Origin of the sequence: Paenibacillus sp. MZ04-78.2, from assembly GCF_024213375.1 — a bacterium.
In the GTDB taxonomy this organism is placed as follows: domain Bacteria; phylum Bacillota; class Bacilli; order Paenibacillales; family NBRC-103111; genus Paenibacillus_G.
The window spans coordinates 1-14,655 of sequence record NZ_JANAVJ010000066.1; the positions used below are offsets into that span (position 1 = coordinate 1).

Annotated in this window: 10 protein-coding genes; all 10 read right to left on the reverse strand. The window is 52.1% G+C overall.

Annotation, left to right across the window (positions count from 1 at the left end; all coding sequences use genetic code 11):
* A partial coding sequence (locus NLX71_RS24895) for an FIVAR domain-containing protein (protein ID WP_254366472.1) occupies positions 1-1,655 on the reverse strand: 1,655 nt, incomplete at its 3' end.
* A 316-nt stretch (positions 1,656-1,971) separates the two neighbouring features.
* Complete coding sequence (gene uidA, locus NLX71_RS24900; protein WP_254366473.1) at positions 1,972-3,729, reverse strand: beta-glucuronidase; 1,758 nt, start codon at positions 3,727-3,729, stop codon at positions 1,972-1,974.
* Between the two features lie 132 nt (positions 3,730-3,861).
* Positions 3,862-4,926 (reverse strand): peptidylprolyl isomerase, encoded by a 1,065-nt coding sequence (locus NLX71_RS24905; protein ID WP_254366474.1) that lies wholly within the window; start codon positions 4,924-4,926, stop codon positions 3,862-3,864.
* A gap of 110 nt (positions 4,927-5,036) precedes the next feature.
* Positions 5,037-7,136 carry a CBM96 family carbohydrate-binding protein gene (locus NLX71_RS24910; protein WP_254366475.1) on the reverse strand — a complete coding sequence of 700 codons (2,100 nt, stop codon included), beginning with the start codon at positions 7,134-7,136 and terminating at the stop codon, positions 5,037-5,039.
* Between the two features lie 241 nt (positions 7,137-7,377).
* Entirely contained in the window at positions 7,378-7,938 is a 561-nt protein-coding gene (locus tag NLX71_RS24915; protein ID WP_254366476.1) for an SLOG family protein, read from the reverse strand.
* Between the two features lie 31 nt (positions 7,939-7,969).
* Positions 7,970-8,569, reverse strand: coding sequence for a response regulator transcription factor (locus NLX71_RS24920; RefSeq protein ID WP_254366477.1), 600 nt, complete (start codon positions 8,567-8,569; stop codon positions 7,970-7,972).
* A complete protein-coding gene (locus NLX71_RS24925) occupies positions 8,566-9,702 on the reverse strand; it encodes a sensor histidine kinase (protein ID WP_254366478.1) in 1,137 nt (378 codons plus the stop codon). The genes NLX71_RS24920 and NLX71_RS24925 overlap by 4 nt, the downstream gene beginning before the upstream one ends.
* Positions 9,703-9,733: 31 nt before the next feature.
* Positions 9,734-10,786 carry a Delta(5) desaturase DesA gene (desA, locus tag NLX71_RS24930; protein WP_254366479.1) on the reverse strand — a complete coding sequence of 351 codons (1,053 nt, stop codon included), beginning with the start codon at positions 10,784-10,786 and terminating at the stop codon, positions 9,734-9,736.
* A 197-nt stretch (positions 10,787-10,983) separates the two neighbouring features.
* The gene (locus tag NLX71_RS24935; RefSeq protein ID WP_254366480.1) at positions 10,984-13,209 is read right to left on the reverse strand and encodes a TerD family protein; all 2,226 of its coding nucleotides are present in this window, start codon (positions 13,207-13,209) and stop codon (positions 10,984-10,986) included.
* Positions 13,210-13,610: 401 nt separating this feature from the next.
* A complete protein-coding gene (catA, locus tag NLX71_RS24940; protein ID WP_302058439.1) occupies positions 13,611-14,282 on the reverse strand; it encodes a type A chloramphenicol O-acetyltransferase in 672 nt (223 codons plus the stop codon).
* Between the last annotated feature and the right edge of the window lie 373 nt (positions 14,283-14,655).

Below are 14,655 nucleotides of genomic sequence, written 5' to 3' on the forward strand. Positions count from 1 at the left end.
CTATCCGGCGTATAGTCGGTTTCTTTCAGTTTTTCGTCGTTAATTCCCTTTACTTTCTCTTGCAGTGCGGCTTTGTCCACAGAGGCAAGGCCCTTCCGTGCTGTTTCCAGCGCTTCCTTTGCCCTGTCAACTTCCTCTAGTGTGGCGTTTGCATTGCCCAGCACCGTCTTGGCGTCAGCCAGCGCTCTCTGCAACGCTTGCCAGCTCTCCGTCGTATAGTCGGCTTCTTTCAGGTTTTCACTATCAATTTGATTCACTTTCTCTTGCAGTGCGGCTTTGTTCACATTCGCAAAAGAGAACACGTAGCCATCGCCAAGCTTGCTGCTGTTGAACGTCGCTTCTCCCGCTGCATTCAACGGAACAAGCGCTGTCATAGTCCCGGTCTTGTCACGGATGACCAGATAGTGCAAGTCAGCCGGGTTGTCTTTTGCCGTATCTAGCTTCAAGGCGATATCCGCGTCTTTCCAGTTCGTTTTCTGTACCTTGAATTCCCGCTCCATCCGCTTCAGGTTCGTTTTTTCAACATCTTTACTATACGTTGTAGCGCCATTGTTATCGCCGAACATCAAGAAAGATTTGTCGTTAACAATACTGCCACTTTCAATGTCTTTGTTGGAGTCTCGGGTCTCTTTCCCTGCCGCAATCGTCACCAGCGCCCCGACTTCCTGGGACTTGGACTGCTTTTGCTCCAGCCCGCTGCCGGAATCTCTGCCGATGCCTGCGATGCGATAGCCGTAACCGGCATTGACATCTTTAGACCAAAACCAAAACGGCTTGCCGTCACTATCCACGTAGTCCGACTGGCCTCCGTTCAAGGTAATACCGTATTTCAGTGCGAGATAGCTTTCAATTTTGCTTCGGTTCTCAGCGGTACTCTCCGAAAAAAGAATTACCTCTGCAATCTCTCCGGTATAATTGTACCAGTTGACACCATTATTATTGTCTTTGGTGCCTCCAATCATTGGAGTAAATTCAAGTGAAGTCGGCATGAGGCTTTTTGCTTCTTTCAAGATCGCCTGTCCGCTTGTCCCGTTCACACTCACATCAGCATTAATTTTAGGGTTTTTAGACCTAGTTGATATGTCATATCCTATTAAGTGATGGCGTGCCTTAGCATTGGTGGTGTTAAAAGGATACTTATAGTACGTGCCATTTACGCCGTTACCTACACCAAGGAAATTAGATTCACTTCCAAAAACGGCAAATCCATAATTATAAACTTCGATGGAGCCTACGACGGCGCCGTTTCCTTTGAATACGGCGTACCCATCGGCATACTCGACCTTCGTATTGCCGCTCAAATAATTTTTGAGACCGGCCGCTAGATTTCCGGTATTATCCGAAATCTTAACTACGGGATTAAAATTGGTACCGCTGGCTTGATAGCCCACCGTTCCCTTGACTTCAAAACCAACCTTGCCCGTCTGATCCTTCCAGCCTGTAAGGGTGGTGAGATCGTTCTCCGCAGTAGTGAAATCCGCATCGGCTTTCAGCCATAGAACCGCCTTGCTTGCCCACGAAGGCAGGGGCTCTCCCGGGGCCGCCGCCGCTTTTTGCGGGGCAATTACGCCGGAGAAGCTCCCGAACACCAGCGCCACAATGAGCAGCAGGGTCAACCGCTTTCTCCAATAAAATTGATTTCTTTGCAAAAACACGCTTTATCAATCCTCCTCGTTTTTTATCTGCATCCGGTGCCGTATCGGCAGTTGCCCGAGTAGACACGATCCGCCAGATTTCTACATATTTCCTGCTTGCTTAGTATATCAACCAAATCTATACAAAAAATATACAAGCTCAAAACCCCACTGAACGGGAACATTTTAAAGATCGGCTGAGTCCACTAGAGGGGATTTCTTGAGGCGGAAATATCCGTTCGCGATAACGGCAGGATTGAAAGAACGCCAAGCCGCAAAATTTCTGGGGCTTGGCGTTTATAGGACATGATCTGGCTCTGGTGGCGCTTGATTCGACTCAGCGCGATTCCCCGCCCCAAAGCGCCTTCAGCTTGTGCGCCGAAAGCTTCGGCTGGCGGTCGCGCGTGAACACGCCCTTGCGGTTGACGACGACCCGCGAAGGAGTCTGGCTTGTCTTAAAATCGGCGAACGACCATACGTGGGCTCCGATCGTATACGGTTTTTGCCGGATGATTTCATACTGCCGGGTGACCATTTCCGCCTGATACTCCTCGGAAAACACCTCCGGCGGGTCGACATGCACGCCGGCGACCGCATCCGCTCCGAACTCCGTAACCATCACCGGCTTGCCGAGAACCTCGAAGCAGCGGTCCAGCTTCTCGTCCAGCACGCGGCAGCCTTCGTCCAACCGGCCGGCCTGCTCGTACCAGCCGTGATACCGGTTGAGGCTGACAAAGTCGTAATGCTTCAGCGCGACGTCCTTCTCTACATCGACGCAATTGACAATCGTAACCGGTCGCGTATCGTCCAGCGATTTCGCATGGCTGTACAGCGCTTCATAAAACGCATCCGCCTCCGGGGCCAACGTGTCTCCTTCGTTCGCCAAGCTCCAAGCGATAATGGACGGGTGGTTGGTATCGCGTTCGATCATTTCCGTGATCACCCGTTTCGCTTTATTCAGGATGGCGGTTCCCTGATAATGGCTGCGGACGAAGCCGACGAAAGGCGTTTCGCCGATGACCAGCAGGCCGTGCTTGTCCGCGTAGCTTAAAAATTCGTCGCTGTACGGATAATGAGACGTGCGGACCGAGTTCGCTCCGATCCAGCTCAGCAGGTTGAAGTCTTTGGCGATGACCGCGGGAGAAATGCCTTTGCCTAGTACCGGAAAATCCTCATGCATCCCGAAGCCGGTGAGAAATACCGGTTTGCCGTTCAACAAAAGCTCGGTGCCCCGAATCGACACGGTTCGGATGCCGAATGCTTGCACGTACTGATCTATCGCTTGGTCATCCCCGTCCGTCAAGCGGACCTCCAATTCGTACAGGAAAGGGTCCTCCGGACACCAAAGTCTCGCCGCCGGAACGGTAAAGTCGAACACAGCTTTGGCCCCGTCCGCTCCATCTCGATGGACCTTCACGGACGAACGGCATTGCGTGCCACGTATGCTAACGATGCAAGCTCCTTCGAAGCCTTCGCTTAGACCGACATGGGCTTTTACTTTGCCGTCCGATCCATCGATCTCTGTCGTGATCCGAATGTCGCTAACAAAGGACATCGGAGTCGTAAACAGCGTCACCGAACGAGGAATGCCGCCATAAGGAAAAAAGTCGTAGTAATTGTTCGGATACTGTCCTTTAAATCCGACGATCTGCTCGTCCTCCACGTCTCCCGGCGGAAGACGATCGGCCGCGATGGCGGCGTCCACACGGATCGTAATGCGGTTCGGGCCGTCCCAACGGACATGGTCGGTAATCTCGAACACGAATGGAAGATGAGCGCCTTCATGCCGGCCGACTTCCGTCCCGTTCACCCAAACGGTCGACAAATAATTCGCCGAGCCGACGCGCAGCCAGATCCGTTCCGAGCGGAGCTGTCTGGAAAGCTCCACCTCCCGCTCATACCAACCCGTTCCGAAAAAGTACATCAAATCTTGATATTGCTCGTTCCAACTGGACGGTACCGCGATTTCCCTATCGGCCGGCAGTTGTTGCGTCCATCCCCGTTGTTCCCCGTCATCGTTAACATCTGGTACAAACTTCCAAAATCCGTCTAGCGAAAGCATCGCTCTGGAACTGCTTGATTGTGGATACAGCATAGGCTCCCTCCGTCTTCGTTCATCTCTGGTTATATTCCTATGAAATAGGATAGCACGGAGCGCCTGCTAAAGATTTGCATGATTTTTACCGGATGTGTTCATTATTTTGACTTATTGGCACGCGGAGGCAAGCTAACGTACCGCGATCGCGTCATAAACGTTATGATGGATGACGATATTCGCATTTTCCGCCGTCTCGGCGACCCGTTGTTTCAACTGCTCTTCGGCGTACTTCCATTTCAGCCGGTTTTGGACATCTTCAAATCGGAGGTCCCCGCCCGGTGTGCGCTCCGTACATTGAAGCACGAATACCGATCCGGCCGTTTCGAATACGTCGCTGACTTCGCCCGGCTTCAGCTTTCGGACCGAAGCGAACACCTTTTCTTCTTCTTCGCTGCTATCCGAAGCATAAGTCGATTCGTCGAATATTCTTTCCTTCACCGAAGCGTTTACCCCAAGCTGCCGGACAACCGCATCGGCCTCCTTGCTGCTCGCCAGCCCGGATCGGATTCCGTTCATCGTCTCCCTCACGGCATTTCTTGTTAAGGAACTGGAACCATCCCCGCTTTCAAAAGCCAATTCAACGACTTGTGTACGAATACGGTCGGGCTTCTTTAGCTTCCCTTTTTTTCGCATGTTTTCGTAGGTGACATGCAGCGCCTCATTCGCGGCCTGAGCATCATGGTTCGCAACATAGTCAAGAAGCTGCCGTTTGATCGTGTCGTGGACGTGGTTGAAATAGGCGATCTCGCTATACTCGCGGGGCCCGAATACTGACTGGCCCTTCTTCACGGCTTCCGCCCTTCTTTTATTTTCTTCGGTTAACCTCTCTTTAAAGCTTCTGTAGCTGACATCGTCCGTCAGTCCGTATTGCTTGGCCAGGAGCTGCTCCGTCTTTATGATTTTAAGCTTTTCCAGCGTTTTTTTCTTCGCCATTTCGATTGGAATTTCACCGTTGAAGCTTGTCGTCCAAAATTCCGCACGGTCTTGCGCGCCATATGTTTCATGAAAATATCCATACACTTCCGCTACCCGATCCTTGAGAACCATTTCGAATTCGCCCATGACCACGGGTTCGCCGTTGATCGTCAAGACCTCCGCATACGAATCGGGGCGGGACGGCTGTCTGAACAAGAAGAACAATAAAACAAACAAAGCTACGAGCAGCACAATGACAAACGGCATCCGTTTCTTCATGTGAAAAGCCTCCTAAAAAGCATCAAGGAAATAGCAGAGACTCCGTCATTCCGTCATCCAAGCTTCTGCTATTTCCCGATGATCCTGACAATCCCTCCGAGCAAAGGAAGTTATTGCGTCAATACGAGCTGCGGCTTGTTGCTCGCAGCCTCTTTGGTATTGAAAGAAACGTCTCCCTTCGAGCTGTCCGCGCCTTCGTTCACCAGCAAGAACGATACAAGCTTGTCCGACATCTGGCTGTTCACATCGTTTGTCACATCGAATTCATACCATGTCCCGACCGTATTGCTCATGACAACGCTGCCGACGAATGTCGTGCCCGCCGGGGCGTTGTTCCAGGTGATGCCCGTCTCGCTCCAGCTTTTATCCGTGCTGTATAGTTTGACCGTTCTTGCAGCGTCCGTATTGACGGCCGGGACATACACCTTCACTTTGGCAGAGGCGGCGCTTGAATCGCCAAAGGTTCCGTAATCGAACTTAACATAAGATTTTCTCGCATACCCGGACGCATCGGCTTTGACCATCATCGTCGTCTCTGTGCCGTAATTCGCCCCCGCGTAAGCCCCGTCCCTCACATAGGAATCGGCGGTTGGCTCATAGCTCACCGTGGGCGGGATCGGACCGCCCGACACATGCTCGAAAGCGCCGATATCCGGCTTGCCGTTACCCAGAGCCGTGCCCCAGAAATCTCTGCCGCCGTTATTCGCCAAGGAGACTCCGCTGTTCATGAGCGGCGACGTCGGCTGAAGCTTGTAGCCGTTCAATCGGTTCGGATCGTTCATATTGATGTTCGTTTCTCCGGCTCCGGGGTGGACGAGCTGCGGATCGGCCGTTATTAAACCGGGATGCGCCGCCGGACCGTTGATGTCGTCGATGGTCGCCGGGTAGAAGCTGTTGTTTTGGAATACGGCCGACGCGCTCCAAGCCTTCTCCGCGAACTTCGTAATCGTTCCGTCCGCTTTAATGATATTGTTGTAAAACTTGACCATATTGGAACCGTTATCAAAAATTTGGGTCGTCACCTGAGGTCCTACGTAAATGGTATTGTTGTAAATTTCGTTTCCGGCGTTGGCGCTATGATAGAAAAAGATTTCCTGACCGGAGCGGTAGCCGTCGTTTTCGCTGATGTTGTACCTGAATTTCAGATTGGTTGCGCTGTGCATGACCAATAGGAGCCCGCCGGAGTTATTGTGGCTGTAGTTGTACTGGAACACGTCTCCGATGCAATGGTTGTCCGAATCGAAGGCTTCCCCATCGTTGTGTCCGCCGCTTCCGCCGTACACTTCGTTGAATTGAACGACGGCTCCCGTCGTATAGTGCGTCCATAGGCCCGCGTAATTGCCGGAAGACGTTTTGCTATGGTTTTTCACTGTGTTGTACTCGGCCAAAGCGCCGGATAGCACCTCCGCCAGCACCATGCCGTCTCCCCATACCTCTTCGACAAAGTTGCCCCGGAATACGATATTCGTGCTGATCTTCGGGTACCCGTTGCCCGCATCCGATTTCGTACGAATCCCTTCCTTCGTTACATTGGCCACATGGTTGTTCTCCACCAGCACGTCGTTAAATCCGGCCTGCAAGCCTACCGTGGCGTTCCCGTCTTCATCAATATGCGTGCCGAAGAAAATGATCCCGCCGCTGATTTTGTTGCCGTTCACATCCGAATTGACATCGTGAACGTAGCAATTTCTCACATAAATATGGTTTTTCAAGCCCGGCTGATTGTTGTACGCCAAAATACCGGCCCTTGAGGACACAATAGAAGAGCTGAAATTGGTCACCTCCAGGTTATTGATTTCCCAATATTCCTGGTTATACAGCATGACGGCGCCCGATGTGTTCGCGGGATAGGTCGTGCCCGCTCCGTTAATAATCGGCTTGGCGCCGCTTCCATAGCTGTCGATCACAATCGGATTCCCGCTCGTACCCGATCCCTTCGGCCACAATTGCCCGGTCCAGACGCTGCCCGACTTGAACAAAATTTTGTCACCGGGCTGAAACGTCGTGGCGTTGACTTTGGCTAAAGTAGCCCATGGCGCGGAGGAGCTTGTTCCGGCGTTCGTGTCATTTCCGCCCACCGAATCGACATAGTAAGTCGTTCCGGCCGCATGCGCAGGCTCAGGGGCAACGTACAATACCCCTGCCATATGCAGCAGCATGGCTACGACGAGGAGAACAGCAACGCTTGATCTTTTACGAGGAAAGCCCATTATGAAATACCCACCTTTCATCTAAAATAATTTCCTGCGGCAGCGAACGCCATATTCAGGAAAGCGCTCTCATTTGTCATCCCTCCGTTTCCGCTAACACCCCTTTATCTTACCATAACTTGGAAGTCGATAGCCCATTTTTCGAAGACAAGCAGCCTGCTTGCCGGATTAACTGCCCGTGGCAGCACGAAAAACGCCAAGCCGCAAAAAGTTCGGACTTGGCGTTCGTTACGTTTTTTCGTTATTCGTCATATGGATGAAGCGTTGCCTCTTCCTCGGCCGTGCTTTGCAGATCGTACGCCGTGATGCTGTGGATCGGATAATACTCCTGATCCGCCAGACGCAGCGCTTCCTCCCGGATGAACTTCGGCGAGCCTTCGTTCTCGTCGTCGTAGACAAGCAGCAGACCGTCGGAATTGCGCAGCAAAAATTGATCCCGCGCCCGAAATTGCCACGGCCCGCTATAGTTGCTTTTCGTGACGCTGTTCACATAGTCCGCGCCCGCCAGCACCTGCTTGTAAGCGGCCTGCTTCTCTTCGCTCCAGTTCGCCTCCTGCTCCAGGAACGGGGGAATGACGGCGAGCTTCAGCTCGAAGCCCTGCGACTTCATTTCGAGCGCGGCCTCGGCCGCCCACAGCTCCACGCCCCATTGGCCGCTGACGATCACCCATTCAAGCCCTTCGTCCAGCAAAGCGGCGAACCGGCTTTTCAGGGCTTTCTTAATGATCCCGATGCCGGGATGCTTCAACGAAAAAATACCAAGCTCCGACGCCTTATAGCCCGTTACAAGCAAGCTTTTCATGGTACCAGCCTCCTTGCGACTTGTGCAGCGGTTATTTGAACCATCCTTTTTCCTTAAACCGCATGATCGCTTCGATCCGGTTGCTGACGCCGAGCTTATCCAGAATGACGGAAATGTAGTTGCGGACGGTTCCGGTGGTAATATACAGCTGACTGGCAATTTCCTTCGTATTCTTCCCGTCGGCGATCAGGTGCAGCACTTCCTGCTCCCGCTCGGTCAGCGGGTTCTCCTCCCCGTCCGCCTCGTCGACCAGCTCCGATGCGTAGATGCGCCGGCCGGCCATGACGCTGCGGATCGAATCGGCCAGCTCTTCGCTGGGGCTGTCTTTCAACAAATACCCGTGCACCCCGGCTTTCAGCGCGCGTTCGAAATAGCCGTAGCGGGCAAACGTCGTCAGGATGATCACCTTGCAGCCGCTGCCCTTCAGCTCCTCGGCCGCTTCCAGCCCGCTCTTCCCGGGCATCTCGATGTCCATGATACAAATATCCGGCTGATGAAGGCGGACCAGCCTGACCGCATCCTCACCATGGTTGGCCCGTCCGACGACCGTCATGTCCTCTTCCAGGTCGAGCAAGGAAGCCAGCGCGCCCAGCAGCAGCCGCTGATCCTCGGCAATGACAATGCGAATCATCCCCCCGCCTCCTTTTCCGGTTGTTTGAAGACATTCGGCACTTTCATCACGATTGTCGTGCCCGGACCCGGGCCGATCTCCAGACTCCCGTTCACGAATTCGAGGCGCTCCTTCATGCCTCCCAGTCCGTTGCCCCGCAAGCAGTCCGGATGCTCCGCCAGACCGCAGCCGTCGTCCTGCACCCGGACCACGAGCTCCGTCCGCGACGGCGTGATGGTAATCCAGCATGTGGATGCGCCGCTATGTTTGACCGTATTGGTAACGGCTTCCTTCATGCACATGCTGACCACATTTTCGTTCAGCAGCGAGGTGTTGGTCAGCTTCGGGCTGCCCTCCAGAGCAAAACCGATCTGCGCCGCTTTCAGCATCTGCTTGACCCGAAATACTTCATCCTCCAGCCGCGTGCCGCGCATCCGGGTAACCATCTCCCGCACTTCCTTCAGCGCGCTTCTGGCGGTTTGGTGAATGTCATTCAGCTCGGCTTGGGCGCGGCTCGGGTTTTTGCCGATTAATTTCCCGGCCAGATCGCTCTTCAGGCCGATGAGCGAAAGCTTCTGACCGAGCGTGTCATGCAGGTCACGGGCGATTCTTTGGCGTTCCTCCAGCTTGACGAGCTCGGAAATTTTCCTGTTCGCCACTTCCAGTTCGTCTTGCAGCTGCTCCCGCTTATTCCGGTTGTACGTGTTCACCGGCAGCAGAATGACGCCGATCAGGCTGACCAGCACAAACGGCAGCTGCGTAATAATGACCGGATTCTGCGTCACGAAGCCGTAATTGATCGTGACCAGCGTGCTGACCACATGAATGGAATACAGCGTGAAAAATCCGACCCGATGCTGAATATTGCCGATAAAAAACGCCAGAAAAAGCGAGAAATAAACGTATCCGAACAGCAGGCTCATCGTAATGGAAATGACGATCTGCACGCTTGTCCAGAAGTACACCTGCCACCCTTTGGATACAAAAGTAAGCACGTAGCATATAAAGAAGCCGATGATCATCGTAATGCCGACGGCTACTTCGTAAGTCGAAGAAGAAGTGAAAATAAAATAAAACGGAAGAATATAAAAGACGACCCATACATAGGGGCTGAGTCCCGTATTTTTATGAATAATTTGAATCCACTTGCGCATGGCGTCACCCTTGTCTTTTGAAAACAGGCTTTTATTTTCCTTGCAAGCCCGGACTGGGGCTGTTCGCTTGGCTGGCCGCCGCCGGCTTGCGGAGCAAATGCTTGATGTCTTTAAAGCCTACAAAGTTCTTGCCCTGCTCGTCCCACAAGTGGAAGCGAAGCGACTGCAAGCTGATGCCGATCGTAAGCGTCGTAACGTTCTGCAGCTCGGGCGTGGCCTCATGAGCCTTCTCCAGATTATAGTTCGGCACTTTCGGACTCAAATGATGCACGTGATGAAACCCGATATTTCCGGTGATCCACTGCAGCAGCTTCGGAAGCTTGTAGTAAGAGCTCCCTTCCACGGCCGCTTTCACGTAGCTCCACTGGTCCTCATTCTCGAAGTAGGAATCCTCGAACTGATGCTGCACGTAAAACATCCAGATCCCCAGCAAGCCGGAGACGAAAAAGATCGGGCCTTGAACCAGCACAAAAGCCTGCCAGCCGATCACCCAGATCAGCAGCGCATACAGAGCGACGATAGCCAGATTCGTCACGTAAGTGTTGATCCGCTCTTTGCGTCTCGCTCCTCTGCGGTTAAAGCGGTATTGAAGCAGAAACACGTAGACCGGGCCGGCGACGAACATCGCCAGCGGATTCCGGTAAATCCGGTAAGCGATCCGTCTCCATAACGGAGCGGCGACATACTCGTCCACAGTGAGAATCCAGATGTCCCCGACGCCGCGCTTATCGAGGTTGCTGCTTGTGGCATGATGGATTGAATGGCTGTATTTCCACTGCTCATACGGACAGAGCGTCATCACACCCGTGATAGTTCCGAGTATATCATTAGCGAGCCGGCTTTTGAAGAACGATTGGTGACAACAGTCATGGAAAATAATAAAAGTCCGGACCACAAAGCCGCCGGCCACGATGGTGAGAGGAAGCGTTAACCAGTACGAGACGCTCAGGCTTGCATACGCTGCATACCAGAGCAGCACCAGCGGCACCAGCGTATTCACAAGCTGCCATAGACTTGACTTCGTATCGGTTTTCTCGAAGGGACCGACGTTTTTCTTCAAATGGGCGATACTTTCTTTGTACATTCGTTGACTTCCTCCTCGATAAGACGCGCGGGGAACGTTATACAACGCCGGACGCAGGTTTTCTATGTTCCATTATAGAACAAGCGTCCCGCAAGCTGTAGTCATAAACGTCAGATCGAGGGTATGACAATCGTCATATAGCGATGGGTTCAATAAAAAAAAGAAACGCCCCTTAAGGCGTTCCAATGCACGTCCGCTCACACAATGTATTCCGACATGATGGTGCTAATATCATAAGGCGTAACGCCACGGTCCACGGCAAAAACCGTATCAGCTTCGTCCGCATGCTCTACCTTGCGACCTCTGGCCGTTGCGTGCAGCGTGAACAAATCATAGAGGGTAGGCTTCGTCAGCGTGGTCATGGCTTTTCCCATGAGGACCATCCCTTTCTTATTGCCTTCCACATTGTTGTAGTAGTACGGATGCTGCTTCAAAGCCAAATCCGTCCAGATTACGGTTCGTTCCACCAGATCCAGAATGACCGGAATGGCAATCCGGGTATCTGCGGTGAGATCGATTTTATCGGCCACGGTCGAAGGCTCGAATACCTCCCCGGTCTTGGGAGCCTGCCGCATCATCCAACCGGCATAGCATTCCGGCAAGTCGCAATAGGGCTGCTCTGTGAACGAATTCAGCGAGGCGACAATGTATCGACCGCCATAGCGGACGATCGAAGGAATATGCAGATCGATAAACTCGCAAGCGCCTTGGGGAGCCGATGTAATGTCTCCGCTATGCGCGGCTTTGTATTTGTCGGACCGCAGATTCGTGTACGAGATATGCTCGACGTACTTCCAATTCTTATTGTACATCACCGCCGACAAGTCGATATCGACGCGCCCCGTATGCTTGCCGTTAACCATCCCTTCCTTCCACCAGAGGAAAAAGCGGATCGTATCCCCTTCCGGCATCTTAACCCGGCTGCCTCGGACGATGGTACGCAGCGCTTTGCTGGCCGACCGCTGCGAGAACGGCATCAAGTACTGCTTCAAGCTTTCGTCAATATAAACGGCTCCTAGCGGCGGAAGCTCCGAGAAACGGCGGGTTAAAGTGCGTCTGCATATGTCGACCACTGCCGCACAAGCATCCGGGTGAATGCCCGGCAGTGTATTCGGAATGGCCATGGCCTTCGCCACATTGCCTTTCGGGAAAAAGGTGCGCAGCTCGCGCATGTCCTGGCGATGGCTAAAATGAGCCATGACCTGCAGCAGCACGGGCGTGGATACCTGATCGGCGACCTCGGCAAACCGCTCCATCACTTGCAAGGCATCCTCGGAGAGCCTCAATACTTGATGATCTAACGGTCTGGCCAATTCGCCCGCGTACGTTTTCAACAAAGCTGCCGCGAGCGGCGCATCCTTCCGGTGAAGCGCAAGCTTGGCCAACCGGTCCATCTCTTGCGAGGTATCCCCAGAGAGTCTCAACAGATGATCTAACCGTCTGGCCAATTCACCTGCGCGCGTTTTTAGCAAAGCTGCCGCGAGCAGCGTATCCTTCCGGCGAAGCGCCAGCTCCACTTTTCCGTTGAACGTTTCGTACGGTTTATTGTTTCGGAGAATATCGAAGGCCTCTTGGCAATGAGCATACCGGTTTTTGTATTCGGCGGGGTGTAAAATTTCTCCAAGACGTATCCAGCGACGCTTATAACGCAGCATATCTTCGACGATATTGCCGCACCGGTCCAGCAGTCCCAGAAGCAAGCGCCGTTCGGCACGCTTGAATTTGCGGAACTTCGTGTTCGCCGCCAGACTGACATCCCCATCCGAAAAAGCAACAGCCAAACGCAGCACATCCGTTGCCGTCTTCACGTATTGTCCGACGAGGTCAAGGCTGGCCTTATCGTACTTAAGCAGCGTCCCGACCACAAAGCCCACATTTTCTTTCAAAGGAATCTCGTCCGGCAGCACGGCGCCCAGATCGTCGTAGGCTGCGATGACCCATTCGATATCTTCCTTGTCTTGTTCGGAAATCGAGCCTTTTGCCGCGATGAGATTGCGGATCGTTTGATCGAAATCTTCTTGGCTTCCCAAATCAATGATTTTCAGATCCACTTGATCCAGTAACGGGAGTCTCTCGATGGCTTCGTGCTCGGGCAGCTCGAGGGTGATGTAGTGATAGATGGCGTTCAGATACAGCTCGGCTTGGCTGAGCAGCATCACTTGCTCGGGAAAATTGTGGTACATCGGTTTGAAGTTCACATTCGCTCCCAGGAGCGATTTCAAGTCCGCCACGAGCTGGTGGTAGATCGCCGTGAACTCCTCGATGGAGAGGGTGCGAAGGGCTTCCATTAACGGTCTGGAGAACGTAAAGCCCAGGTATTCAATATTTTTCAGTGCAGTTGCCATATAGTTATCGGGAAGAACATGACGGCCGGGTTGGACGACAACTTTTCTGTTTCTTCTCAGGTAAATGACGTTTTTCATTACAAGACTCTGGGAAATAAGGAATACAGCTGCCCGGATGCCTCCTCTCCATAACGGATGGATCGTCATCAGGAAATTCGCATCTCTAAAATCAGGGTTAGGTAGAAGGAAGAGATGCGATAGCCTGATGGTTCATCTCTTCAGGAAAGCCGCCACCCTAATATCCATTGGGTTCGTAGAAGGAAGGATGGCGATAGCCTGAAGAGATTTTGCCGGAAGCTGCGCGCCTTGCGGCGTTCGCTTCCTGAGGATGATTATTCCATAGTTTGGAGCATCCGAACAGGGTGAAAGTATTACGACAGTGAGATTGGGGAGCGGGGGGAAGGTAAGATTGTTGGGGGAGGTACAATAAAAAGAGGGGGGCGCCCCTCTTTACATGGCTGGAATGTTTGTCATTCGTCTTACGAAGCATCAGGATCAGGAAGCAGCCATTGCTCGCAATGATTAGCCATTTCCTGCAATTCATTTATAAAAACACTAGCGTGGTATCCGTCGCAAACCGCATGATGAACCTGCAAAGAAACGGGCAGCAAAATTTCGCCGGCTTGTTCAAAGTATTTGCCACAAGTAGTAATCGGCAGTAAATACCGCCCATCCGTATAAACATTCAGGTTGAACCCGGTAAAGCTAACCCAGGGAATAGATGAAACATTGATCGTATTCGGCGGCACATTTTCTTTTGCAGATAAGCCCTTCACTTCGCCATACGTGTTCATATCATCCAGATAGTTTTGATGAAACACACCGAAGTCGTTCGAAAAATCGGTCCACAGGTCAGAAAACGTGTTGTCATCTTTATGAAAAAAGGTAAAGCTGGGCAGCATCTTTTCCCAATACCCCAATTCCCCTTCTTCATTGAAACAAACCCGGAATTCGCGGTGCGCATTCACCGTTTTTGTAACCATATAAAGAAACACAGGATAAAGCTTGAACCCTTTTGCCCGAAGGGCTGGGAGCAATTTGGTAATGTTCAAGTTGGCCGTTATGCTGAAGGTACATCTTAACTGATTAAGATAATGCTCGAAGTACGCACGTCTTTCCCATTTGTTCATATCGATTACAGTAAAGTTCAATTGGATAACCTCCTAAAATAGTAAATTCCGTTATTTTAGGAGGCTAACTCGATTGCTCGTTTCATATTACCATTCCCTTCCTCGCTTTAGGGCTATTTCCATGCCCATACCCTAAGTATATAGCTATATTCGATGGATGGAAACAGGCTTTAATAGTTGAAATAGAAAAGTATCAGCTTAATGACATCGGGAAGGTGCCTTGATTTAGGTTCCCTGCCGACTCAGCAGTCGGTAAAAAAATATGAAGAGGTATTGGAAAAAAACAAGGGGTTTGACTTTCAAATTGTTAGATGTTCCGTAACTATTCAGGTATCTTATAAACGCCCAAAATCTCTGCTGTACGCGGCGGAGATTTTTTTGTAAACTTGTTCCA